Source organism: Luteibacter sp. CQ10, from assembly GCF_040900725.1.
Lineage (GTDB): Bacteria > Pseudomonadota > Gammaproteobacteria > Xanthomonadales > Rhodanobacteraceae > Luteibacter.
Genome location: NZ_JAEUYM010000001.1, coordinates 397,172 through 421,975 on the forward strand (window position 1 = coordinate 397,172; position 24,804 = coordinate 421,975).

Below are 24,804 nucleotides of genomic sequence, written 5' to 3' on the forward strand. Positions count from 1 at the left end.
GAGTGGAGCGATGAGCAACCGTGATGAGCAGGCTGGCCTGGTTCTCCTCGTCGAGGACAACCGCCAGATCGCCGAGATGGTCGGCGAGTTCCTCGAGCGTCGTGGCTATTCCGTCGACTACGCCGCCGACGGCGTCAGCGGCTTGCACCTGGCGGTATCCAACAGCTACGACGTGGTCGTGCTCGACCTGATGCTGCCGGGCATGGACGGCCTGGACGTGTGCCGCAAGCTGCGTAAGGACGGCAAGAAATCCACGCCGGTGCTCATGCTGACCGCGCGCGACACGCTGGAAGACAAGCTCGTGGGCCTTGAGGCCGGTGCCGACGATTACCTGGTCAAGCCGTTCGAAGTCCGTGAGCTGGAAGCCCGCCTGCGTGCGCTGATCCGCCGCGATCGCCGCCAGGTGTCGTCCGAGGTACTCACCGTGGGCGACATGACGCTGGATACCGCCACCCTGCGCCTGACGCGCGGTGGGCAGGAACTCACCGTGTCCCCGATCGGCCTGAAGCTGCTGGCGATCCTCATGCGCGAATCCCCGCGCGTGGTGAGCCGCCGCGACATCGAGCGCGAGATCTGGGGCGACACGCTGCCCGACTCCGATACGCTGCGTTCGCACCTCTACAACCTGCGCCGTGTCATCGACAAGCCGTTCGATCGTCCGCTGCTGCACACGATCCACTCGGCGGGTTATCGCCTCGCCGACCTCGATTCCGAGGTCGCCGCTTCCCAACACACTGCCTGATGCCGACGTCGCGGGGCTGGATGTAGCAATGTATGGATGAGGGTCGTTCCCAGGGCAGACGGCGTCGGCGCGGATCGTTCCGGTTCCGCGTCGCCTTGGTCATGATCCTGCAGACGCTGGTGGTCGTGGTCGCCTCGATCATGGCCGCGAACAACGTGGCGCCGCTGGGGGCCGCGGTGTTCATCATGCTTTGCTCGGGCGGCCTGGCCTGGCTGGCGGTGTCGCGCGAGTGGCTGCCGGTGGCGGCGTTGGCGCGGCTGATGGACGCCTGGGACCCCGAACGCCCGGATCTCGAAGGGCTTCGCGGTCGGGACGGCGTGCATTCGGACAACGACGTGGCCTCGCTGGTTCGAGGGCTGCACGGCATGGCGTCGCGCATCGAAGGCTACGGCGAGCGCGAGCGCAACTTCACCCGCGATGCCAGCCACGAGCTGCGTAGTCCGCTCACGGTGATCAAGATGTCGGCGGACATGCTCGCCGACGAGACCGACCTGTCCGGGTTCGGGCATCGCTCGTTGGAACGCATCCGCCGCTCCACGCGCGAGCTGGAATCCCTGGTGGAGGCGTTCCTCATTCTCTCCCGCGAATCCGACCAGGGGCTTGCGGAAGAGGACTTCGTGGTCAACAAGGTGCTGCGGCAGGAAGTGGATTACGCGCGCGAGCTCATCGCGGGACGGCCGGTCGAATTGATTCTCGACGAGCCCGCGTGCTTCGCGCTGCATGCGTCACCGCGCGTGTTCGCCGTGCTGTGCGGGCAACTGATCCGGCACGCGCTCCAACAGACCGACCAGGGCACCATCGTGGTTACCGTGATGCCCGGCAGCGTGAGCGTCATCAATCCCGCCGTGGACGTTCCCGAACCCGGCAGCCGGCGGCATGCCGCGGTGGATCGCCATGGGTTCGACCTCGCCATCGCGCGGCGGTTGTCGGATCGGTTCCAGTGGCCGCTGGAGTTGCGTTCGTTGCCCGGTGCCAATCGCATCGCCAGCGTGCGGTTCCCGAATCCGCAGCCCATCGAGGCCTGAGGGTTCATCGTTCGCCGATACGATCGGCTCCCACCCCTTCGGTAGCAGGGCTCGGCGAGCCGCCTACCGAAGGGTGGGAGCCGATCGCATCGGTGAATCAGGCCGCCTCAGCGCATCAACCGGGCGATGCGATCCGCATCCAACGCCCCGCTCATCGCCTTCTTCGACCCGTCGGCCCGGATCGCCACCGTGCGCGGCGTCTCCCCACCCCACGACGGATCGATGAGGAAATCCAGCCGCTCCGGCGTGGCGTCGGCATATGCCCTCGACGGGACGTCGTCGAGATTCGCCGCTTTCAGCCGCGCTTCCATCGCGCCGGCCTGCGATATCGCGTCGGTGGACACGAAAACCAGATCGACGTCGGCATGCGTGCGCTGCCAAGCGCGCAAGGCCGACAGGTTCTCCTCGCAGTACGCACAGTCCAGCGCCCAGATCGCGATCACCTTCACGCCCTTCGACGGAGGCGCCAGCAGTGCCGCGACGTCGCCGGAAGCGAGCGGTGCCGGTGGGGCCGCCTGCGCTACGGTGCAGAGCGCCAGGGCGGCGATGCCGGCCAGGCGCTTCATGGCGTGACCTGCACGAGGCGGAACATGCCGCCGGGATTCCAGGCCACGAAGGGCTGGTGCGCCGACAGGACGAACTTCGGCCAGCCCGACGCGCCGTCGGTATGCGCGATCGCGCGCGGCGGTCCGAAGCTCGCGCCGCCATCCGTGGATTCACGCAACATCAGGTCGAGCCCTGACGCCGTCATCTGGTTCCAGGCGATCCACACGCGCTGGCCGTCCACGGCCAGATCGGCATGCGAAGCGCCGGTGGTCGCGACGACGGCGGTGTGCACGGGCGGCTTGCCCGGCACGAGCTGGCCGTAGCTGATGGTCGGCTTGTCGTCCGCGGCGCTGAACCATACGGCGTGCTTCACGCCCGACGCGTCGATGGCGAGCGAGGGCCCGTGGTGCGGGCAGCCCTCGATGTGCCACTGGGTGAAGGTGCCGCGCTGGACGGCCGGATGACCGCCGTCCACCGACAGCGTGGCAAAGGCGTGGTCACGGATGTTGTCGCCGTAAATGGCGCGGAAGAACGCGTTGACGGAACCGTCGGGTGCCCGGGCGAGGGCGATGCGGCAGCACTCGCAGCTTTGGTCGACGATCTTGCGTTCCGGCACGAAATGCTCGCCGCGATCGGTCGACCAGCTGTAATACGTGGCGGCGCCCAGGTAGGGCTTGCCCGCTTGGGTCGCCGCTTCGAGGTCGCGCTTGTCGATCCAGGCCACCACGACACGGCCTTTGCCGTCGACGGCGAGCGAATCGAACCGGTGGGTAATCTCCGCCCGGTCCACGTGCACCGTCTTCGGCGCGTCGAAGTGCGCGCCGTCGTCGAGCGAGCGCGAGAAGCGAACGAATCCCGTCCACGGCGCCTTGCGCGGCTGCGACCAGGTCACGTAAAGCTCGCCTTGCGGGCCGAGGGCGAGCTTGGGACGGTTTTCACCCTCGGCGTAGATCGGCTCGCCGGCGGGATTGACGATGGTGGAGAGGGCGAAGCCCTTGCCCATGTCGTCGGAACGGCGCACGCGCACGTGGTCGCCGACGGTGTCGACCACCCAGAGGCGCCCCTTGGCATCGATGGCGGCATCGAAACCCAGGGGTGCTTCGTGGCCCATCGCCATGCCGTGCATGTCGTGGGCATGCCCGAGCGGTGAGACGGCCAGCGCGGCGAGCAGGGCGAGCCGGCGCATGCTCAGTTCTCCTCGGGCCGTTCGCGGACCGGATGCTTGCTGAGCTTGCGCTGCAGCGTGCGGCGGTGCATGCCCAGGCGCCTCGCGGTCTCGGAGATGTTGCCCTCGCATTCGGTGAGTACGCGCTGGATGTGCTCCCATTCGAGCCGGCGCAGCGGCAGCGGCGCGTCGGGCGCGTCGACCGGATCGTCCACGTCGGCGGGGCCGCCGTCGCCATCGAGAAGCGCACGGACCACGGCGTCGGCATCCACCGGTTTGGCGAGATAGTCGTGCGCGCCGCGCTTGATCGCTTCCACGGCGGTGGCGATCGAGGCATAGCCCGTGAGCAGCAGCACGCGGATGTCGGGCACCAGCGACTGCAATTCGGGAATGAGCCGCAGCCCGTTCTCGTCGCCGAGCTTGAGGTCGAGCACGCAGTAGCGCGGCTGGTGCCGCCGGGTGAGGGCGCGCGCGTCGTCGGCGTTGTCGGCGCTGATCACCTCGAATCCGCGCGAGGTGAGCGCACGCCCCAGCACGCGGGCGAAGGTGGGATCGTCGTCGACGATGAGCAAGGGGCGGCCGGTGGGAGGAGTGAGGTCGTTCATGCAGGGTCTCCGATGACCGAAAGGGGCAGGCGCAGGCGCATCTGGGCACCGTGGCCGGTATTGCTGGCGGCCAGTTCGCCGTCGAGGCGCTCCGCCGTGGCTTCGGCCAGCGCGAGGCCGATGCCGAGGCCGGTGTCTTTCTGCGAAAGGCCGAGCGTGCCGAGTTCGTCGAACTCGTCGAAACCGGGCCCTTCGTCCGTGACGATCAGTTCGAGCCAGCGTCCGTCGATACGGATGCCGAAGGACACGGCGGCGCTGTCGTTCAGCGCGGAGGCGTCGGCGGCGTTGTTCAGCAGGTTGATCAGCGCGTGGCGCAAGCCCGGCGGCGAGCGCAGGCGAAGCCGCGCCGCGTTGGGTTCCACGTCGAGGGTGACGTCGGCTTCCGGACGCAGCAGTTGGAAGCGCTCCATGCAGCTGTGCACGAACTGGTCGAGCGTGACCCGCTCGGGTTCCTGCGAGAGCTGCGCCTTGCCGAAGGCGACCATCTCGCGAAGGATGGTGCGGCATCGTTCCACCTGGCCTTCGAGCAGGTCGAGGTCGTCGCCCAGGGGCGTGTCGCCCGCGTGTTCGCGGCGGATCTCCGGCAAGAGCATGCGCATCGTCGCCAGCGGCGTATTCAGTTCATGCGCGGCACCGGCCGCCTGCGTGGCGATGGCGAGGATGCCCTCGTCGCGCAGCGCCCGCTCGCGAACGCGCTGCACTTCGTCCCGTTGCGAGCGGATCGCCTTCGCGAGGTTGCTGATGAACACGCCGAGCAGGATCGCCATGATCACGAAGTTGACGCCCAGGCCGGCGACGTAGAGATCGAAATCCAGTCCCTTGTTGCCCAGGGAGGGCAGGGGCCGGTGATAGGGCACCAGCAGGACGTAGGCCACGCCGGTGAGGATCGCCACCAGGGACACGCCGGTGATGGACAACGCGGCGGCCGACAGGCCGATGGGTACGAGCAGCAGCGTCACGAAGGGGTTGGATGCGCCGCCGGTGAAATAGAGCAGGTAGCCGAGCACCAGCGTGTCGGCGGCGATGTGCACGATGGCCTCGCCTTCGGTCATCTTCCAGGGCATGCCGAGGCGGAACGACGCGGCAGCGGCGAAGACCGCAAGCACGCACACGCCCAGCATCAGCGGCAGCAACGGCACGTCGAGCTTGAGCAGGGTGACGCAGGAGAGGATCGCCACGCTCTGGCCGGCGATGGCGCACAGGCGAAGCCAGGCGAGGGTGCGCGCTAGCGCGAAAGGACCGGAGCGGGACGTCGGGGAATGCAGGTGGTCGCTCACGTCGATCTCTTCATGGTCGAAGGGCCGCCCGTCCGGGCGGCCCTTCGCGGGGTATCACAGGTCTTCGTTGTGCACCGGCGGCACCGGCGGAACGTCGGCCAGCGCGTGGTCGAGCGAGAGCTTACGCATCAGCGGCAGCATCGCCACGGCGATGACGGTGCAGCCCACGCCGACGAAGCCGAGCTTGTTGAACAGGCTGGTGTAGATCGGCAGGGACTGCAGCGGATCGGTGATGTTGTCGGGAATCGCGGCGTAATTGGCCACCACGCTGCCCATGTACTGCGCGACGCCCGAGGCCACGTAGTAGGCACCCATCATGAAGCCGCCCATGCGCGCCGGCACGTAGCGGGCGATCATCGCCAGGCCCAGGCCGCTGACGAGGATTTCGCCCAGCGAATAGAAACCGTAGCCCCAGACCATGTACCAGGACGAGATCTGGCCGCCCACGGCGGTCTTCGCGCCCAGGCCGTACATGAAGAAGCCCACCGCCACGGCGACGAAGCCCAGGGCGAACTTGGCGGCCACGGAGAAATCCTTGCCGTGGCGGCCGAGCGTGTTGTAGATCCACACGAGGATCGGCGAGAGGATCACGATCCAGATCGCGTTCAGCGACTGGAACTGCTCGGGAATCCAGCGAAGGATGTGGACGCCGAAGAGGCCGAAGTCGAGGTCGACGTTGCGCTGCGCGAACAGGTTCAGCGAGGTCGACATCTGCTGGTAGAAGATGAAGAAGAAGATCGTCTGCACCGTGAGCACCAGCGCGGCGATCAGGCCGGCGCGCTCGCTCTTTTCCACCGAGCGGATGAGGTGCACGAAGATGCCCAGGATCACCACGCCGGCAAGGTATACGCAGGCCTTGGCCACGTCCTGGTTCTGCAGGATGAACGCGGACGCGGCGATGATCGCCAGGCCACCCGCGGCCACGCCCGCCACGTTGCGGCCCACCAGCGGGCGCTCGTCCGGCGCCGAGCCGATGTGGGCCAGGGTGTGGCGCATGAAGAAGTAGTTGATCAGGCCGAGGATGAGGCCGATGGAGCAGACGCCGAAGGCGGTGTGCCAGCCCAGCGCGTCGCCGTAGTGCTCGCCCACGTAGTCGCGGATCCAGGGCGTGAGCAGCATCGAGATCGTCGAGCCGACGTTCACCGCCATGTAGTAGATGGTGAACGCGCTGTCGATCTTCACTTCGTCGCCCTCGTAGATCTTGCGCACGAGGTTGCCCGCGTTGGGCTTGAACAGGCCGTTGCCGAGGATGATCACGCCCAGCGCGACGTACAGGAACAGGCTGTTGTTGGTGGGAATCCACAGCAATGCGTAGCCGATCATGAGCACCACGGCACCGGTGAGCATGGTGCGACGGGTGCCGATGAACTTGTCGCCGATCCAGCCGCCGATGGCCGGCGTGGCGTAGATGAGGGCGGACGCCGCGCCCCAGATGAGGTTCGAGTCGACTTCGGCGAAGCCGAGCTTCTTCACCATGTAGGTGACCATCAGCACCTGCATGCCGTAGAAGCCGAAGCGCTCCCACATCTCGATGAGGAAGACCGTGCTGAAGGATCGGGTCTGGGAAACGGGCGGGTTCTGAAGTGCCATGTAGATTCCGTGCGCATTGGAAACAGCGAGTCGCGAAAAAACGCGACTCCCGTTGCCATGACCCTGAACGAGGCCATAACTGGTCAAGACTAACCCAAATGGTCCGCCGGGTCGTGTTGCGCCGCCAGAGGGGCGCGGCGATTCGCCACGCACCCGTGACGCGGATGGCCCCTAAGCCGCCCACCAGGCCGCTGTGGCATAGTAGGGGGCCATTTCAAACCCTTCCGACGCCGCCCGACATGCCGCATCGTCCCGTCCATCCGACTTTCCGGACCGCTCCCGCGGCCGTTCCGACGGGCATCTGACCGTCCATGGCATCCAACGTCCCGCGCGGTCCGCGCCAGGTCTTTTCGGCTTTCCAGTGGTCCATGAAAGGGCTGCGTGCCTGTTTCCACTACGAGGCGTCGTTCCGGCTCGAGGTCTACCTCGCCGTGGTCGTCGTGCCGCTGGGCCTGTGGCTGGGCCAGGGCGCCCTGGAGAAGATCGTCCTGATCACGTTCCCGATCCTGGTGCTCTCGGCCGAGCTGCTGAATTCGGCCATCGAGGCGGTGGTCGACAAGGTCAGCCCCGAGTTTCACGAATTGGCCGGACGAGCCAAGGACATGGGCTCGGCGGCCGTCTTCCTGTTGCTGCTGATGGTGGGTGTCAGCTGGGCACTGATTCTCTGGCCAAGGTTTTTCTGAAAGCCAGGGCGCACGAATTTGCGCTACCTTGTGCGCGCACAACACAAGGAACCGCCGCCATGAAGACACTCGTCCGCACCTTCGCCCTCGTCCTCCTCGCCGGCTTCCTGTCCGGCTGCGGCTACAACGCCATCCAGCGCGAGGACGAAGCCGTCAAGGCGGCCTGGTCCGAAGTGCTGAACCAGTACCAGCGCCGCGCCGACCTGGTACCCAACCTCGTGAACACCGTGAAGGGCTATGCCCAGCACGAGGAGCGCGTGCTCACCGAGGTGACCAACGCCCGCGCCAAGGTGGGCCAGGTGCAACTGAGCCCCGAGCAGGCGAACGACCCTGAAGCGCTGGCGAAATTCCAGGCGGCGCAGGGCCAGCTTTCCGGCGCGCTGTCGCGCTTGCTGGTGGTCAGCGAAAACTATCCCCAGTTGAAGGCCGACGGCTCGTTCCGCGATCTCCAGGCCCAGCTCGAAGGCACCGAGAATCGCATCACGGTGGCGCGCAAGCGTTACGTCGATGCGGTGCAGTCGTACAACACGCTGATCCGCTCGTTCCCGAACAACCTCACGGCCAAGGTCATGGGTTACTCGGTCAAGCCCAATTTCAGCGTCGAGAACGAAAAGGCCATCTCCACCGCGCCCACCGTCGACTTCGGCGGCGCGCCGGCCCCGGCTACGTCGGCCGGCCGCTGATGCGTCGTTTCGCGGCCGGGCTGTGGCTGGCCGTCGCGCTGCTGGTGGCGCCTTGGGCGTCGCCGGCGGCCGACGAGCCGGCCGTGCCGAAGCTGACGCGCCACGTCACCGATCTCACCGGCACGCTCAGTGCCGACCAGGTCGATCGGCTGGACGCCCGGCTGGTCGCGCTGGAAAAGGCCAAGGGCTCCCAGGTGGTCGTGGTGATGGTGCCCACGACGCAGCCCGACGATCTCGAGGACTACTCCCTTAAGGTGGCCGAGGCCAACAAGGTAGGGCGCGAGGGCCCCGACGACGGCGTACTCGTGCTGCTGGCGAAGGACGATCGACGCGTGCGCATCGAGGTCGGCTACGGCCTGGAGGGCGCGCTTCCCGACGCCATCGCCGCCCGCATCATCCGCGAGTACATGGCGCCGAAGCTGCGCGTCAACGATTACTACGGCGGCATCAACGAGGCGCTCAACGCCATCACGCAGATCGTGCAGGGCGAATCGTTGCCGGCGCCGGTGAATCCCGACGACAGCCACGAGCGCCGTCGCAGCGGGGGCGGGCACTTGCTCCTGCCGTTGATTTTCGGCGTGTTGTTCCTGCGCGGGCTACTCGGCCGCGCGCCGCTGGGCGTGCGCATGCCCCTGGGCGGCGCGATCACCGGCGGCCTGGGCTGGCTGTTCATGCATTCCATTCTCGGCGGCGTGCTCGGACTCGTCGCCGGCGCCCTCTTCATGGCCATTCCCGGGGGTGCTGGTCGTTCGATCGGCGGCGGGGGCTGGGGCGGCTTCGGCGGCTGGGGCGGTGGTGGCGGTTTCGGTGGGGGCGGCGGCTTCGGCGGCGGCGGTGGCGGCGGCTTCAGCGGGGGCGGCGGCAGCTTCGGTGGTGGCGGCGCGTCGGGGAACTGGTAATGGACATGCGACGGATAAGGCAAAACCTTTTCGGCGAGTGGTTCCGTATCGGCCGGGCGTTTCCGCCCGAGGTGCTCGAGGCGGTGACCCGGCTGGTCGCCGAGGGCGAGGGAAAACATCGTGGCGAATTGCGCGTGGCGATCGAGTCGCGGTTGCCGTTGAGCGCGGTCGTCCAGGGCGTCACCGCGCGTGATCGCGCCGCGATGCTGTTTGCTCATCTTCGCGTTTGGGATACCGAAGAGAACTGCGGCGTGCTGCTTTACGTGCTGCTCGCGGAGCATCGCATCGAAATCGTAGTCGATCGGGGCATCGCCAAGCGCGTTACCGCGAGCGAGTGGGAATCGATCACCGCGCACATGCGTGACGAGTTCGCCGCGGGGCGGTTTCGCGAAGGCCTGCTTACGGGCGTCACCGAGGCGGGAGCATTGTTGGCGACGCACTATGCCGGCGACGGTTCGTCTCGCGAAAACCAGCTGCCGGACAGGCCGTTGGTGCTTTAGCGTTCGAACGGTCGCGGTGAATCCTCGACGTGCCGCTTCGCAGGATTCGCCGATACGATCGGCTCCCACCCCTTCGGTAGGCAGGTCGTCGAAGCCTTGCTACCGAGACGGTGGAATGGGTCCTATCGGCGGCGCAGCGTTGCTACCGAAGGGTGGGAGCCGATCGTATCGGCGAAGGGGTTTGCGGGAACCCTTCCGGTGCCGTTGAAGCGGTCACCTCCCTAACAGGTCGAGACCCGCTTTTCAAAAGGCGCCTCGTCAGTGCAATCATAAAAAAAGAGCCGCCCGAAAGGGCGGCTCTTTTCACGAGCGACAGCCGAATCCTTACAGGCTGAAGTCGTACTGCACCATCAGACGGAAATAACGCGGCGTCTGGTAGTAGGTCGGCACGCGGTACGTGGTGGCGTACAACGTCTGGTTCGCGCGCTCGCCGATTTCGCTGACGGCGATCGGCTTGCTGTTGTTCAGCACGTTGATCGCGTCGAGCTGCACCGTGAGGCCCTTCACGTACGACGGGGTGTAGACCACGTTCGGGCTCAGCGACCAGTTCCACGGCAGGCGCTTGCCATGGCCGCGCTGGTCCACTTCGCCTTCGCAGTAGAAGTAGGACGACGAGTAGCCCGGGATGCCGTAAGGCACGCCGGAACCGCCGCCGAAGCAGCTTGTCGGACGGCCCGACTCGAGCAGGCCGTTCACGCCCACCGACCACTCGGGGGTGATCTTGTAGCCGCCGTAGACCTTGAAGCTATGGCGACGGTCGTTCGGCAGCCAGCCGTTCGAGCCGTTCATCAGCTCCGGATAGTCGAACGCGCTGGTGGTGCCGGTATCGGTCTGCGCGTTGTCCGACTTCACCAGGCCCTCGGTGTTGCCGTAGTTCTTCGCCCAGGTGTACGACGCGTTGACGTACCAGTCGCCGCTGGCCTTCTCGGCGGTGAGCACCACGGCCTGGTAGCTGCGCTTGGCCTTCGGACCCAGCTTGTTGCCCGGGATGGTGACTTCACGCAGCTGGCCGCTGCCGTCGAGATCGAGGTTGAGCGTGAGCTCGCTGCCCGGGTTGAAGATGTAGCAACCCGGCATGTTCGCCGGCGGGGTGAACGGATCGTTGCCGACGTTCAGGCCCAGCGACTGTCCGTAGGCATAGAACGGACGCCAGTCGCAGGTGTCGTCGATGGCGTTGTTGAGCCGGCGATAGATCGCCTTGGCGCCGACCACCCAGTCGTTGAGGAAGTCGTTGTCGCTGGTGATGCGGTGCTGGATGCCCAGGATGTATTCATCCTGCGAGTAGGGCTTCAGGTCGCGATCGGCCACCGAACGCGGGTCGGGCGTGCTGCCGTTCTCGCCATTGACGATCTGCACCGGGGCGAGGGCTTCGCCGAGCTGCGGGATGCCGCGGCCGTCGACGTTGCCGTACGCGAAGTCCTGCATCGTGTAGTACGACGCGGTGGCGGCGCGCAGGGCGACGTTGGCGGCGATCGGCAGCGAGTAGCGGCCGGCCGTGCCGTAGATCTTCGTGGTGGAGTCGCCGAACAGATCCCACGAGAAGCCCAGGCGCGGCTGCCAGATGTTGCCCTGGCGCACGAAGTTCTCGCCGGCGCCATTCTTGTTGGTGAACGAGTCGTTGCGCACGCCGATGTAGGCGAGGACGTTGTCGGTGACCTGCCAGTTGTCCTGCAGGAACCACGACTTCTGGTCGACGGTGACCGAGCCGCCGGTGCGGTAGTTCTGCACCTGCACGAAATCCTGGCCCGGCGTGCCGTGCAGCGAGCCGTCGCTGTCGGTCTGGTAGTAGTAGAGCACGCCGCCGGCGTAGCTCTGGCCGTTCTCGGAGCGCCACTTCTCGCGGCTGAAGCCACCGGCGATGTCGTGGTCGCCGATCTTCCAGTCGAGGTCGACGCGCCACGCGGTGCGCTGGTCTTCACCGTTGAAGATGTCGGTGGTGGACGCGAGGTAGCACGAGGCGTACGGCGAGGTGAGGCCATTGGTGGTGCTGTCGCGGGCGTCGATCACGTACGGGCAACCCGTGCGCGGGCCGTTGATGTTGCCGTCGTAGCGGGTGTGCGTGCCGTCCGGGCTGATGTAATCGGACGAGTTCTTGCTCTTCATCTTGCCCCACTGCGCGCTGGCAGTGAAGTCGTCGGTGATGTAGCTGGTGTACTTGAACACGTTGACGTCGCCACCGGTCTTCACGCGACGCTGGCCGCGGTAGTCGGTCGTCGACGGCGTGCCGTCCTCGGCGTAGTTGGCCGTGAAGTAGTTGCTCGTCTGGTGCTTGGTGTTGTTCATCCCCGTGTACTCGAGGATGTTGCTGTCGTTGATGTTCCAGTCGAGCTTGATCAGGTAGAACGGATCGCTGTTCTTCGTGCGGGTGGCCGCCGTGGTGGAATTGCCCGTGCCCGAACCCGGTGCGATCGGGTAGAGCGTGGAGCTTTCCTTGTGCGACTGGAAGATGCCGTAGAAGAACAGCTTGTCCTTGACCAGCGCGCCGCCGAGCCACGCCGAGTAGACGTTGTCGTTATCGGAGTTGCGGTCGTAGTTGCGGTACAGCGTGCCGTTCTTGCGATAGGTCTTGTCTTCGTTCTCGCGGGCGAAGGCGGGCTGGTAGACCCAGTTGGCGCCGCCCTTCCACTCGTTGGTGCCGCGCTTGGTGATCACCGAGGTGACGCCGCCGGTGGAGAAGCCGTATTGCGCGCCGTAGCCGCCCGTCTGCACGTCGAGCTGTTCGATCGCGTTGAACGGCACTTCGGAGAACGACAGGTTGTTGTACAGGTTGGTAACGTTGAAGCCGTTGACGTAGTAGCTGTTTTCCGCCACCGACGCGCCGCCGAAGGAGGGCAGGTTGCCGAAGCGCGAGTCGCCCTTGGTGGTGCCCGGGGTGAGCGCCGCCACGTCGACGACGTTGCGCGGCACCGGCAGCTTCTCGAGCTGGTCGGCGGTGAAGCTGGTGCGCGATTCCACGGTGGCGACGTCGATCTGCGCCAGCGCATTGGCCGACACGGTGACGGTGTCGAGCGCCTGCGCGGCGGAATCGCCCGCGGCGGCGAAGTTCACCTGCGCGGACTGGCCGGCGATGACGTTGATGTCGCGCGTGGAGACGGTCTGGCCGTTCTGCTGCACGTTGATACGGTAGCTGCCGATCGGCAGCGACGACACGCGGTAGTGGCCGTCGTCGCCCACGGTCACGGCGCGCGTGGCGCCCGAGCCGAGGTTCTGGACCTGGATGGTCTGCGAGGCCGTGGCGGTGCCGTAGATGTCGCCGACGGTGCTCTGCGCGTAGGCGGAACCGGCGAGCAGGCAGGCGCCCAGCGCCGACACGAGCGCGGTGCGCTTGAGCAGGGTGCGGTTTGTCATGGTCAAAGTCTCCCTGGCCCTGCTTGATCGGCAAGGCTGAACAGCTTGTAGTAGCGCCGGGTGCGGCACTCGTTTGTGGGTAAAGAAAGGGTTTGGGTGTGGGGACACCCGCGTCGCGCCAACCCCTGGGCGCATGGCGACGTCACACGAACATAACGTGTGAGTCACGGGTTCGCAAGAGTTTGCGCGTAATTCATCCTAAGTTCGGATGAAATCGCCTTATGCCCTGGATGGTCGTCGGATAGTTGCGGTTGAAACGATAAGGAGTGGCCTTTATCCCAGCCTTCAGGCGAAGCGCTACCTAGAACTTCTGCTGGTAACCGACGTAAAAATACCGATCGATGTCGAACGCCGGGTTGTATGGCGCGCTACCCTGGCCCGCGCTCGATGCCGCGTAATACAGCGGTCCCTTGCGTCCGAAGATATTGTTGACGCCCACGCGGAAGCCGCCGTTCCACGGTGCCTGCCAACGCAACTGCATATCGTGGAACGCGACCGAGCCCTTGCGGCTCACGCCGCTGGCGCCGGTGAGCGCGTCCGTCTCGTCGGGACGGTTGCACTCTTCCGTCACCGACCAGCAGGCGTCCTTCAGCCCCGAGAAATAGCGGACCGTCCAGGTGGCGCCGAAGCGTTTCCAGTTCCAGTCGAGCGAAAGATTGGACCGGACCCGGTAGAGGCCTTGCAGGTTGTTCATGTAGCCGGCGAGCTGGCGTGGCGTCGCCCCGGCACTGGATGCCTGCGAGAAATCTTGCAGGTAGCTGCTGTCGGACAGCAGGGTGAATTCGCCGTAGCGCGTGCTCGGCAACCGGTAGTGCAAGCCGAGATCGTAGCCTTCGGTGCGCAACGAGCCGAGGTTGGCGAGGCTTTCGTCGAGCGCCGTGATGTGGCCGTCGGCCGCGCGCGTGAAGCGTCCGCAATACGTCGGGTCGTTGCGCACGTAGCAGAAGTTGAGGATGTCGCCGGCGAGGATCGGGGTGATGACGTCGCGGATGTCGACCTTGTAATAGTCGAGCGTGAGGTCGAGCCCATCGAGGTAACCCGGGCTGTACACCAGGCCAGCGGTGCGCGTGATCGACGATTCGGGCTTGAGCGAGGGATTCGCCCCCGTGCGGAACGCCACCGGATTCTGCCCGCCCGTGGACGAGTTCACCGCGGCACCGCTGGGGTCGATCTGCCGGTAGTTGGCCGGCACGCCGGCCGCCGCGCAACGTCCACGCACGCCAGCGTCGCCGGCGGCCGCGCCGAACGCGCTGTCGCAGGGATCGAGGAAGCTCTCGAAGCTTTCGGCGCTGCCCGCGTAGAGGTCGGCCACGGTCGGCGCCCGGAAGCCTTCGGCGTAGGTGCCGCGTAGCAGCAGGTCGTCGAAGGGTTTCCAGCGGAAGCTGTATTTGTTGCGCGTGCCGCCGCCGAAAGCGCTGTAGTGCGAATAGCGCGACGAGGCGTTGACCGCCAGTTCGCGCGCCAGGGGCAGGTCGGACAGCAACGGCGCATCGAGCTCGAGATATGCCTCGTTGACGATGTAGCCGCCGTGGGTCGGGTCGCTGGCCAACTGCGTGGTGAGCCCCTCGGAGGCGGCGGCGTCGGGATCGTAGCGGCCGTTTTCCTGGCGGTGCTCCACGCCGCCGGCCAGGCGCAGCGTGCCGGCGGGAAGGTCGGCCACGCCACCGGTGAGGTTGGCGATGAAGTCGTTCGTACGGGTAACCTGGCGCGCGTTGCCCGTGGCGGACACGTATCGCCAGACCGAATCGGGCGTACCGCCCGGACCGGCGAGGATGTTCCAGGGTACGCAGCCCGCCGCGCGATCGGCCGCGTCGGCGCAGGCAGCCTGGCCGTCGATCGTCGTCGTGGGTCCCAGGGCCTTGCGCGCGTTCGCCAGATCGATGTTGCCGCCGGTCGTGAGACTGGCGCGGGTTTCCGAGTAGGCGTAGGTGGCATCCCATGCCCAGGTGCGTTCGCCCCACTGGAACGTGCCTTCCGCGCCGACGTCCGCATGCAGGGTCTTGTTCTTGGCCCAGGTGATGCGGGGCACTTCCGTGAGGCGCCGGAAGAACGGGGTCTGGTAACCGGGGAAGGGGTTGTAGGCGTTGTCCGGGTCGATGAACAGGCCGTCGATGCGTCCCGAACCGCTTTGCAGCGGATAGCCGGCGGCGCGCCATTGCGAGTCGCGCACGCCATAGCTCGCCATGCCGCGCAGCGCGATGTCGTCGGTGAGGTTGTAGCGGCCGGTGCCGAACAGGTTGCGCAGCTTGCTACCGGCCCGGAACGTGGTGTCGCGCGCGGTGGAATATTTGTCGGCGTTGCTGTTCGCGTCGTAGGGATGGTAGTTCGCGATGTCGGCGGTATCGCCCACGGCGCCGCCCGGGTGATCGACCACGTAGCGGTTGGGCACCCACGTGCCGTTGGCACCGTAGGCGCCGGCGCCGGGCGTGCCGGGCGCGCGCGGATCGACCACGCCGCCGTACGGCCCCATGCCGAATCCGCTGTCGGGATGCCTCGGGCCGTCGGCGTAGCGCGTGAGCGAGCGCTTGTCGTCGCGCAGCTCGTCGGCATACTCATAGGTGGCACCGAGGATGATCGAGGCGCGTTCGGTGCTCTTGCCCCAGGTGAAGTTGCCGTTTTTCCGCGTGCCGTCGCCCTTGCCGTTCACGCCGTAGAGGACATCGGCCGACGCGCCTTCGAAGCGGTCGGTGGTGATGATGTTGACCACGCCGCCGATGGCGTCTGAGCCGTAGATCGACGAGGCCCCGTCCTTGAGCACCTCGATGCGCTCGACGATCGACACCGGGATGGTGGACAGGTCGGTCAGGCCGCCGAGGCTGCTCGTCCAGCGCCGGCCGTTGACCAGCACGAGCGTGCGCACCGCGCCGAGGTTGCGCAGGCTTGCGTAGCGGCCGCCGGCGTCGTTGCTGGAGGAAAGCGAATCCTGCGGCGTGATTTCGGGCGTGGAGGCCGAAGGCATGCGCGCGATGATGTCGCCCAGGTCGGTCAGCCCCGTGGCCTTGATTGCCTCGCGGTTCATGGCGAACACCGGCTGCGCGGTTTCCACGTCGATGCCGCGGATGCGCGAACCGGTAACGGTCACATTGACTGGCGCGAGCATCGCGGCCGGCGACTCGTCCTGGGCCTTCGCAGGCCCGCCGAGCAGGCACGCCGCGAGTGCCAGCACCAGCGCCGACCGTCGGCCCCCGCCGAGGTGGCGCTCGTGCCTGGAACTGACGTACATAACCCCGAAAACCTCCCGATCCCCCGCCTGCCCGCATCCGGGCTTGCGATCCACCCAAAATACCGCCTGCGGCGGGGGTCGGGCAACTGTCCTGTCGGGGGTTACGGTGCCGCCCTGGATGTGGCAGGGGCGCCGTCGCCGATGTTGCGGTCGAGAAACGCCTGAAGTTTCGTGTAGAACTCTTCCACGTTCTCCGGCTTGACGAAGCCGTGGCGCTCGCCCGCCTTGGTGAGGGTCTCGTACGGCTTGTGGGCGGCGTCGAGGGCGGCCTTCATGGCCTTGAACTGGGCGAAGGGCGCGCGCTGGTCGTCTTCGCCGTGCACCAGCAGCACGGGCACGGTGATCTTGTCGGCCAGGTGCACGGGCGAATGGGCCGCGAGGTCGGCCTCATCGCGGCCGATCACGTGGGTGAGGTAGCTGCGCCCTACCTGGCGATCCTTGATGTCGCCCTTGTTGTACATCATGTCGAGATCGTAGATGCCCGCGTAGCCCACGGCGCATTTGAACAGGCCGGGAGCACGGGTCGCGGTCATCATGGCCGAATAGCCGCCGAAGCTGCCGCCGTAGACGCAGACCCGGCCGGCGTCGGCGTAGTGTTGCCCGACGGCCCATTTCACGCCGTCGATCAGGTCGTCCTGGATGCGCGTGCCCCAGTTGAGCCAGCCGGCGTGTTCGAACGCGCTGCCTCGGTTTCCCGAGCCGCGGTAGTTCACCTGCAGCACGAGGTAGCCACGACTGGCGAGGAACTGCGCGTCCCTGTCGTAGAACCAGGTGTCGGAAATACCGAGCGGGCCCCCGTGCGGCAGCAGCACCATGGGCAGGCCGCTTTCGGGTTTGCCCCTGGGGAAGGTGAGGATCGCTTCCAGTTCCATGCCGTCGCTGGCCTTGAAGCGCATCGGGCGGCGTTCGCTCATCTTCGCGGGGTCCAGCCATGGCGAGATGGCGAACAGGCTGCGCACCTTGTAGGTGTGGGTGTCGATCAGCATGTAGCGGCCCGGATCGCGGTCGCTGTCCACCTCGAACATCAGCTGCGACCCGTCCTCGCTGAAATCGACGAAGCTCACGAGCTCGCCGGGAAACTTGGCGGACAATGCGCGATGAAGCTTGGAGATCGTCTCGTTCGGGTCGAAATAGGTGACGCTGGGAACGCCGCTCGTCGCCCACGTACCGAACGGACGCAGCGGGGCGGCCGTCCACAGGCCTTCCGTGGTCAGGGTGCTGAACTCGTCCCGCGCCAAACTCTTGCGATTGCCGCCGTCTTCGTCCTGCTCGACCAGTTCGCCGCCCCGGCCATGGGGGCTGTACATCGCATAGATGCGCTGGCTGCCGGCGACCTGGGCGAACGGCTGGAATTGCTGGCGGGCGATGTCGTCGCCGAGCCGGGCCCAGCCGTCGCCGCTGCGGTGGAAGATCACGTACTTGTAGTCGTTGTCGACGCCGTGGGCGAAGCGCGCCACGCCATCGGCGCCGACCACGAAATTCATCTCGCCCAGGCCGATGTCCGCCATCTGGTGGCGAACGCCGCTGCTCGCGTCCACGTCGTAGAGGGTGCTGCGGTCGCGATCCGTCCACGAGGTGGCACGCATGTAAAAGTGGCCGTTGGCCTTGGGAGGCGTCCCGTCGATGTAGCCCCAGCCGCGATCCGTGGAACGCGTGGCGGCGCGCTTGCCGTAGTTTTCGTAGCCGTAGAGGTAGTCGGGATTCTTGCCGTCGATGTCCACGGCCATGAGTTCGCCGGTGTACCTGACCAGGCCGATGGATCCGTCCTGTATGCCCCGCGCCACCACGAGACGATTGGCGCTCACCCATGTCATGCGCGCGGGTACGTCGTAGGGGGGCAGGCGAATCAGGGCCGTGGGACGTTGCAGGTCGTCGATGGCATAGATCGCGATCGCGTGGGTGAAGCCGTCTTCGTTGTTGTAGACCACGGAAAAATGCTTGCCGTCGGGCGATAGCCTTGGCGAGGTCATCGGCTGGTGGCGGGCGAAATCAGCCACCGGGATCGTATCGGCGGTAGCCGCGGCGGCGGGCAAGGCGAGGCAGAGCGCGGCCAGCAGCGGCCGCACGAAAGGGTGCGTCATAGATCCGGTTTCCCCTGGTTTGCGTCCATGGCGTAGCCTCCCCGGCGGCGCCTGACCGCCGATATAGCCGAATCCCCCGGCCCCGGCAAGATCGCTACACTGTGCGCCTGCTTCGACCAGGTTCCTTCATGACCGCTCCTTTCGTTGTCGACATCGATCCCGTCGCCTTTTCGCTCGGCCCCCTCCAGGTCCACTGGTACGGCCTGATGTACCTGGGCGGATTCCTCGGCGGCTGGGCCCTGGGCGAGTACCGCCGCCGCCAGGGGCGCCTGCCGGTCAACGCCGACCGCTTCGGCGACCTCATGTTCTACGCGATGATGGGCGTGGTGGTCGGCGGCCGCGTGGGCTACATGCTGTTCTACACGGCCATCGACTGGATATGGACCGACCCGCTGGCCATCTTCCGCGTGTGGGACGGCGGCATGTCCTTCCACGGCGGCCTGCTCGGCGTGCTGGCCGCGGGCCTGTGGTGGTCGCGGCGCAACGGCGTAAAATTCTTCGACGCGGTGGATTTCGTGGCGCCGCTCGTGCCGTTGGGCCTGGGCCTGGGCCGCCTGGGCAACTTCATCAACGGCGAACTGTGGGGCAAGCCCACCGACCTGCCCATCGGCATGATCTTCCCGCACGCGCCGGACGCGCTGCCGCGCCATCCCAACCCCTTGTACGAATTCGCGCTCGAGGGCGTGGTGATGTTCACGGTGCTGTGGATCTTCTCCATGAAGCCGCGCCGCCGGTATGCCGTGTCGGGCCTGTTCGCGCTGCTCTACGGCGTGTTCCGCTTCACCATCGAATTCGTCCGCGTGCCTGACGCGCAGCTGGGTTACCTCGCATTCGGCTGGGTCACCATGGGCCAGATCCTCTCGCTGCCGCTCATCGCGGTGGGCATCCTCCTTCTGATCATGTCGCGACGGGCGCCTTACGCGCCGACGGCGCCGGCAGCCCACTGATACGTTCGCGAGGCCCCCGATGCGCCATCCCGAGTTCCAATACCTCGACCTCATGTCCCGAGTGCTGGAGGAGGGCGATCGCCGCATCGATCGTACCGGCGTCGGCACGTTGTCCGTCTTCGGTGCCTTTGCCCGGTTCAACGTGGGCAGGGGCGAGTTTCCGATCCTCACCACCAAGAAAGTCCACTGGAAACTGGCGGTCAAGGAAATGCTCTGGTTCCTGAGCGGCGAGACGAACATTCGTCCGCTGCTGCAGGCGGGCGTCCGCATCTGGACCGACTGGCCCCTCGCGCGATTCCGCAAGGAAACGGGCGAAGCGGTCGCCCAGGAGGATTTCGAAGACCGCATCGTCCATGACGAGGCCTTCGCCCGGACATGGGGCGATCTCGGCCCGGTGTACGGAAAACAGTGGCGCAGGTGGCAGGGCGCCGACGGCGTCGAGCACGATCAGATCCAGGGCCTGATCAAGACGCTGCGGGAAAACCCATACAGCCGGCGCATGCTGTTCCACGCTTGGAACGTCTCGGACATCCAGGACATGGCGCTTCCGCCCTGTCACATGGTCTACCAGTTCCACGTCGACACGGCCGGCAAGCTGAGCCTGCTCTTGTTCCAGCGCAGCTGCGATCTGCTGCTGGGCGCGCCGTTCAACTGGGTCGGCGCCGTGGCGCTGCTGCTGATGGTGGCGCAGCAGGCACAGCTCGAACCGGGCGAACTGATCTGGGTCGGCGGCGACGTGCATCTGTATCTGAACCACCTGGAGCAGGCGAAACTGCAGCTCTCGCGTGAGCCCCGGGACATGCCGACGCTTAAGCTCCACGCCAGGGCCTCGTCGATCGACGACTACCGGATCGAGGATTTCGAACTGTCGGGCTACGCGCCGCACCCGTCCATCAAGGCGGACGTCGCCGTCTGAGGTGACATCCATGCGGCGCGAGGTCATCCACCCACGTTCGTTGACAAGCACGGGTCTCGCTGATTAATGTATCGACTGGTACACATGTAAGGCGCGGTCGATCGCGCCCAGCGGACGTGCCGACATACCCCGCCCCGGCGGGGTATCTTTTCGCCAATATATGTACTGATTGGTATTAATGTTGAGGTGTGGACGGGTCAACCGGCGCCTGACTCCCGCCGCGAATCGAGTGACTACCTTGAAACCTTTGACTTCCCCGTCGCCCGCCGATGGAAACGTTCGTTTGCCGGTGTCGGCGCTCCTGGCGCTCGCCATGACCGGCTTCCTGTGCATCGTCACCGAGACATTGCCAGCGGGCCTGCTGCCCCAGATCGCGAAGGGTCTGGCGGTATCGACCTCGTTGGCCGGCCAGGTCGTCACGGCGTATGCGCTGGGATCCATCGTGGCGGCGATTCCGTTGACCGTGGCCACGCAACGGTGGCGCCGGCGCAACGTCCTTCTCCTGACAGTGTTTGGTTTCCTCGCCTTCAACTCGATCACGGCGATATCGTCGAGTTTTCCGTTGACCCTCGTCGCACGTTTTCTCGCCGGCATGGCGGCGGGGTTGGGCTGGTCGTTGTTGGCGGGATACGCCCGGCGCATGGTTCCGGCGGTACAGCAGGGCAAGGCGCTGGCGGTGGCAATGGTCGGCACGCCCATCGCGCTCTCGTTGGGCGTGCCGCTCGGGACGTGGCTCGGCGCGCGCATCGGATGGCGCAGCGCGTTCGTCGCGGCATCGTCGCTGACCCTCGTCCTCATCGGCTGGGTGCTCGCCAAGGTCCCGGATTACCCGGGGCAAGCCAGCGAGCGGCGGATTCCCTTGCGCCGGGTGTTCACCACGCCGGGCGTGCGGCCGGTGCTCGGCGTGGTCGTGGCGTGGATGCTCGCGCACAACATCCTCTACACCTACATCGCTCCCTTCGCGGCCCAGGCGGGCCTGGCCGGGCAGGTGGACACCGTGCTGTTCACGTTCGGCTTGACCTCGCTGGCCGCCATCGGCGTCGCCGGACGCCTGGTGGATCGGCATCTGCGTCCATCCGTTCTGGCGAGCCTGGGGGGATTCGCGCTGGTCGCCTTGGCATTCGCCTGGGCGGCGCATTCGCCGGTGGTGATATATGCCGGCGCGGCGGTGTGGGGCCTGACCTTCGGTGGCGCCGCCACCTTCCTGCAGACCGCACTGGCCGACAACGCGGGCGACGGGGCCGATGTCGCCCTGTCGATGAACGTCATGGCATGGAACGGCGCGATCGCCGGCGGCGGGCTGGTTGGGGGTGCCGCGTTGCAAGCCTTCGGACCGGCATCGCTTCCGCCGCTGATGGTGGCGCTGCTGGCCGTCGCTTTCGCCATCGCCTGGCTGGCGCGGGCGCGAGGCTTCCGCGCCGGCACGCGTCACGTGCATGAGCCGGTGTATGACCACTGACCCTGCGGCCAACTTGTGTATCGAGTAGTATGAAAGCCTGATCGAACGGACGGAGGCATGCATGGCCGTGATGGGGCGACCGCGAGGGTTCGATCGCGACAAGGCGATCGACGAAGCCCTGGACCTCTTCTGGCAGAACGGATTCGAGGCGACGTCGCTGAGCCAGTTGAAGGCAGCCATCGGTGGCGGGATTTCCGCACCCAGCTTCTATGCGGCATTCGGCTCCAAGGAAGCATTGTTTCAGGAATGCGCCCGGCGCTACCTGGACACGTATGCACGGGTCACGGAATGCCTGTGGGACGAGGCCCTGGCGCCGCGGGAAGCCGTCGAGACGGCCCTGCGACGTTCCGCGAAAATGCAGTACGAGCGACACCACCCCAAAGGCTGCATGGTGGGCCTGGGCGTCATGAGCGCGCCGTCGGAAGAGCACGCGTCGGTCAGCGATGCGTTGACGCGCTCGCGTTCGCGCACCCGGGCGGGATTCGCCGCGTGCGCCCAGCGTGGCATCGACGCCGGCGAGCTGGCCGCCGACACCCATCCTCGCGCGTTGGCGGCGGTCTTCGATGCCTTCCTGCTAGGGGTGTCCGTGCTCGCGCGGGACGGCGTCGGCCTGAGCGTCGTGGAAGGGGGCATCACGCAGGTCATGGCCGCGTGGGACGCCGCATCGATACGATCCAAGCGCCGGGCGCGATGACATCGACCGGGCGGCACCGTCGTTCCCGCGGCATGCCGGCGACCTCCCGTGGCGCGATCGCGTAAAAACCTTCGATAAATCGTAGGGTTGACGGAATGTAGAGCGGCGCTGCGCGAAGATGCCGCTGATCCCGGGTGGCGGCTGTTTCACCAGAGGCCATAGGGGACTACCATCCGCAACGCGCCGTCCGCATGTCGGCACGCACCTCTCGATTTCACGCAAAGGAAGTTCCATGGCTGTTCACCTGGTTGCCGCGCTCGACGAAAACTTTGCCATCGGCAAACAGGGGGGGTTGCCCTGGCACCTGCCTGACGACCTGAAGTACTTCAAGGAACTGACGGTGGGCAGGGCGGTGCTCATGGGGCGCAAGACCGCCGAGTCGATCGGCCGCGCCCTGCCGGATCGCGTCAACTACGTGCTGTCGCGCAAGGGCGAGGCGCCGTTTCCCGGCCAGATCACCGTGCGCTCGGTGACCGAAGCGCAGGCCAGCTGCGGTCATACGGGCCTGATGGTCATCGGTGGCGGCGAAGTCTTCCGCGAGGCGCTGCCTTATGCGAAAGAGCTGTACCTGACCTGGGTGGACGGCAAGTTCGAGGGTGCCGACGTGTTCTTCCCCGGCATCGACTTCAAGCACTGGACCGAGGTGTCGCGCATCCATCACCAGAAGGACAAGGACCACGCGCACGCATTCGACATGGTCAAGTACGTCTACAACGGATGATGCACGTCGCCGCCGGCGTGTTGGTGGACGGTGCCGGCCGCATCCTCATTGCGCAGCGTCCGCCGGGCAAGCACCTGGCGGGCCTGTGGGAGTTTCCCGGCGGCAAGCTCGAGCCCGGCGAAGATACCGCCGCGGCGCTGGAGCGTGAGCTGGACGAGGAACTGGGCATCGCCGTCGATCCGTTGTCGTTCGAGCCCCTGATCCGCATTCCGTGGTCGTATGGCGAACGGGCCATGTGCCTGGATGCCCTGGTGGTGCGAGCGTGGAGTGGCGAGCCCGCCGCCCTCGATGCGGCGGCGATCGCATGGCGCGATCCGCGCGACGTCGATCCCGCGATGCTGGCGCCCGCCGATCGGCCCATCCTCGCCGCGCTGCGGCTTCCCGAGCATTACCCGATTACCCCGGCCGATCTCTCCGTGGATGCAGCCATCACGCACGTTCGCGTGGCCTTGGCCCGGGGAGAGCGGCTCGTCCAGTGGCGGTTGCCTTCGATGCCGCTCACGCAGGCGCGCGCGGGGGCGGCCCTCCTGCTTCCCGATCTGCATCGTTTCGGTGCGTCGATGCTGCTCAATCGCGACATCGAAGGCGCCCGCGACCTGGGGCTGGGCGTGCATCTGTCGGCGGCGCAACTTCGCGAACTCGATGGCCGGCCGTTACCGCTGTCGCAATGGGTGGCGGCGTCATGCCATGACGCCGGGGAACTTGCCCTGGCCTCGCGCCTGGGCTGCGATTTCGCCACGCTATCGCCTGTGATGACCACGGCGAGTCACCCGGATGCGGAGCCGCTGGGGTGGCCGCGGTTCGCCAAGCTCGTCGAGGCGTCGTCGTTGCCGGTGTTCGCGTTGGGTGGCGTTGGCCCCCACGATGCAGCGGTGGCACGGATGCATGCGGGGCAGGGGGTGGCTGGCATCCGCGGCTTCGGCGATGGTCTTACTTCGGTGCCTTGAGGCGGGCGACGAGCGCGTTCAGTACGGACTGCGTTTCTTCGCCGAAGAAATCGTCGATGAACCCCGGATCGAGCAGCCCCGACGTATCGCCCCACATCGCCACGAGATCCGCACGGGCGATGGCCCGCGTGCGAAGCATGGCCTTGGGCGGCAGCTTCAGCAGGTCGCCCAGCCACAGCACGGCGCGCGTGACCACCTGCTCCACCGCCGCCAGTTCGTCGACGAGGCCGATGGCGTGCGCCTGCTCGGCGTCGACCATCGCCCCGGCCACGAGCAGGCGCTCGGCACGGTAAGCGCCGACGATGCGGCGCATGGCGTACTGGATCGGCTCGGGCACCGAAATGCCGACCTGCACCTCGTTGAGGCCGATCTTGTACACGCCGTGCGCCATGACGCGGTAATCGCAGAACAGCGACAGCACGGCGCCGCCGGCCGGGCTGTGGCCGGTGATGGCGGCAACCGTCGGCACGGGCGAGGCGGCCACCGCCCCGCACATGGCGAAGAACGCGTTCCAGAACCCGGCCACCCCGTCCCGGTCGCGCTGGATCAGGGCGGGTACGTCCACCCCGGCCGAAAACATGCCTTGCGCGCCGGAAATCACGATGCCTCGCGCGCCGTTGGCGGGCGCGTTTTCCACGGCCTCGCGCAATGCGGTCACGAGGGCCATGTCCATGGCGTTCACCGGGGCGCGGGCCAGGCGGATTTCGTGGATGTCGCCGTCGTGGAGAAGGATGTCGAGCATGGGCGTGTCCG

General features: G+C 66.7%; 21 protein-coding genes. 12 read left to right on the forward strand and 9 right to left on the reverse strand.

Annotated elements, in window-relative coordinates; genetic code table 11:
- The first annotated feature begins 10 nt into the window (after nt 1-10).
- Complete coding sequence (locus tag JNG39_RS01880) at nt 11-742, forward strand: response regulator transcription factor (RefSeq protein ID WP_144911209.1); 732 nt, start codon at nt 11-13, stop codon at nt 740-742.
- A 101-nt stretch (nt 743-843) separates the two neighbouring features.
- Entirely contained in the window at nt 844-1,767 is a 924-nt protein-coding gene (locus JNG39_RS01885; protein WP_368309333.1) for a sensor histidine kinase, read from the forward strand.
- Nucleotides 1,768-1,874: 107 nt separating this feature from the next.
- Here JNG39_RS01885 and JNG39_RS01890 read toward each other — a convergent pair whose 3' ends face one another.
- The 5 genes from JNG39_RS01890 to JNG39_RS01910 are packed head-to-tail and all read right to left on the reverse strand — an operon-like array spanning nt 1,875 to nt 6,950.
- A complete protein-coding gene (locus JNG39_RS01890) occupies nt 1,875-2,333 on the reverse strand; it encodes a TlpA family protein disulfide reductase (protein ID WP_368309335.1) in 459 nt (152 codons plus the stop codon).
- Nucleotides 2,330-3,499, reverse strand: a complete 1,170-nt coding sequence (locus JNG39_RS01895) for a sialidase family protein (protein ID WP_368309337.1) — start codon at nt 3,497-3,499, stop codon at nt 2,330-2,332. The genes JNG39_RS01890 and JNG39_RS01895 overlap by 4 nt, the downstream gene beginning before the upstream one ends.
- 2 nt (nt 3,500-3,501) lie before the next feature.
- Nucleotides 3,502-4,083 (reverse strand): response regulator transcription factor, encoded by a 582-nt coding sequence (locus JNG39_RS01900; RefSeq protein WP_144911201.1) that lies wholly within the window; start codon nt 4,081-4,083, stop codon nt 3,502-3,504.
- Entirely contained in the window at nt 4,080-5,360 is a 1,281-nt protein-coding gene (locus JNG39_RS01905; RefSeq protein ID WP_368309338.1) for an ATP-binding protein, read from the reverse strand. The genes JNG39_RS01900 and JNG39_RS01905 overlap by 4 nt, the downstream gene beginning before the upstream one ends.
- 54 nt (nt 5,361-5,414) lie before the next feature.
- Nucleotides 5,415-6,950: a peptide MFS transporter gene (locus JNG39_RS01910; protein WP_368309340.1), complete on the reverse strand. Its 1,536-nt coding sequence runs from the start codon at nt 6,948-6,950 to the stop codon at nt 5,415-5,417.
- A gap of 311 nt (nt 6,951-7,261) precedes the next feature.
- On the opposite strand from JNG39_RS01910, the gene JNG39_RS01915 reads away from it, so the two are divergent.
- From JNG39_RS01915 to JNG39_RS01930, 4 genes are read left to right on the forward strand one after another with little or no spacing between them, the layout of a single operon-like run.
- A complete protein-coding gene (locus JNG39_RS01915; RefSeq protein ID WP_368309341.1) occupies nt 7,262-7,633 on the forward strand; it encodes a diacylglycerol kinase in 372 nt (123 codons plus the stop codon).
- A 59-nt stretch (nt 7,634-7,692) separates the two neighbouring features.
- Nucleotides 7,693-8,316, forward strand: coding sequence for a LemA family protein (locus tag JNG39_RS01920; protein ID WP_247373848.1), 624 nt, complete (start codon nt 7,693-7,695; stop codon nt 8,314-8,316).
- A complete protein-coding gene (locus JNG39_RS01925) occupies nt 8,316-9,215 on the forward strand; it encodes a YgcG family protein (protein WP_368309342.1) in 900 nt (299 codons plus the stop codon). The genes JNG39_RS01920 and JNG39_RS01925 overlap by 1 nt, the downstream gene beginning before the upstream one ends.
- Nucleotides 9,215-9,715 carry a TPM domain-containing protein gene (locus JNG39_RS01930; RefSeq protein WP_368309343.1) on the forward strand — a complete coding sequence of 167 codons (501 nt, stop codon included), beginning with the start codon at nt 9,215-9,217 and terminating at the stop codon, nt 9,713-9,715. The genes JNG39_RS01925 and JNG39_RS01930 overlap by 1 nt, the downstream gene beginning before the upstream one ends.
- A gap of 324 nt (nt 9,716-10,039) precedes the next feature.
- On the opposite strand, the gene JNG39_RS01935 is transcribed toward JNG39_RS01930, so the two are convergent.
- From JNG39_RS01935 to JNG39_RS01945, 3 genes are all read right to left on the reverse strand, one after another.
- Entirely contained in the window at nt 10,040-13,063 is a 3,024-nt protein-coding gene (locus tag JNG39_RS01935) for a TonB-dependent receptor plug domain-containing protein (protein WP_368309345.1), read from the reverse strand.
- Nucleotides 13,064-13,364: 301 nt separating this feature from the next.
- On the reverse strand, nt 13,365-16,286 hold the full coding sequence (locus JNG39_RS01940) for a TonB-dependent receptor (RefSeq protein ID WP_368309346.1): 2,922 nt from the start codon (nt 16,284-16,286) through the stop codon (nt 13,365-13,367).
- Between the two features lie 101 nt (nt 16,287-16,387).
- Nucleotides 16,388-18,367 (reverse strand): alpha/beta hydrolase family protein, encoded by a 1,980-nt coding sequence (locus JNG39_RS01945; protein WP_368309347.1) that lies wholly within the window; start codon nt 18,365-18,367, stop codon nt 16,388-16,390.
- A gap of 128 nt (nt 18,368-18,495) precedes the next feature.
- Between JNG39_RS01945 and lgt the strand changes: the two genes are divergently transcribed.
- The 6 genes from lgt (at nt 18,496) to JNG39_RS01975 (ending at nt 24,051) form a co-directional block, all read left to right on the forward strand.
- Nucleotides 18,496-19,314 carry a prolipoprotein diacylglyceryl transferase gene (lgt, locus tag JNG39_RS01950; RefSeq protein WP_368309348.1) on the forward strand — a complete coding sequence of 273 codons (819 nt, stop codon included), beginning with the start codon at nt 18,496-18,498 and terminating at the stop codon, nt 19,312-19,314.
- 19 nt (nt 19,315-19,333) lie between these two features.
- On the forward strand, nt 19,334-20,230 hold the full coding sequence (gene thyA / locus JNG39_RS01955) for a thymidylate synthase (RefSeq protein ID WP_368309349.1): 897 nt from the start codon (nt 19,334-19,336) through the stop codon (nt 20,228-20,230).
- A gap of 289 nt (nt 20,231-20,519) precedes the next feature.
- Nucleotides 20,520-21,689: an MFS transporter gene (locus JNG39_RS01960; RefSeq protein WP_368309350.1), complete on the forward strand. Its 1,170-nt coding sequence runs from the start codon at nt 20,520-20,522 to the stop codon at nt 21,687-21,689.
- A gap of 61 nt (nt 21,690-21,750) precedes the next feature.
- Nucleotides 21,751-22,383, forward strand: a complete 633-nt coding sequence (locus JNG39_RS01965) for a TetR/AcrR family transcriptional regulator (RefSeq protein ID WP_368309352.1) — start codon at nt 21,751-21,753, stop codon at nt 22,381-22,383.
- Nucleotides 22,384-22,615: 232 nt separating this feature from the next.
- On the forward strand, nt 22,616-23,104 hold the full coding sequence (locus tag JNG39_RS01970; protein WP_247373917.1) for a dihydrofolate reductase: 489 nt from the start codon (nt 22,616-22,618) through the stop codon (nt 23,102-23,104).
- The gene (locus tag JNG39_RS01975; RefSeq protein ID WP_368309353.1) at nt 23,101-24,051 is read left to right on the forward strand and encodes a Nudix family hydrolase; all 951 of its coding nucleotides are present in this window, start codon (nt 23,101-23,103) and stop codon (nt 24,049-24,051) included. Before JNG39_RS01970 ends, JNG39_RS01975 begins: the two co-directional genes overlap by 4 nt.
- Here the strand turns inward: JNG39_RS01975 and JNG39_RS01980 are convergent.
- Complete coding sequence (locus JNG39_RS01980; RefSeq protein WP_368309354.1) at nt 24,035-24,793, reverse strand: enoyl-CoA hydratase/isomerase family protein; 759 nt, start codon at nt 24,791-24,793, stop codon at nt 24,035-24,037. The two genes, JNG39_RS01975 and JNG39_RS01980, sit on opposite strands and share 17 nt — an antisense overlap.
- Between the last annotated feature and the right edge of the window lie 11 nt (nt 24,794-24,804).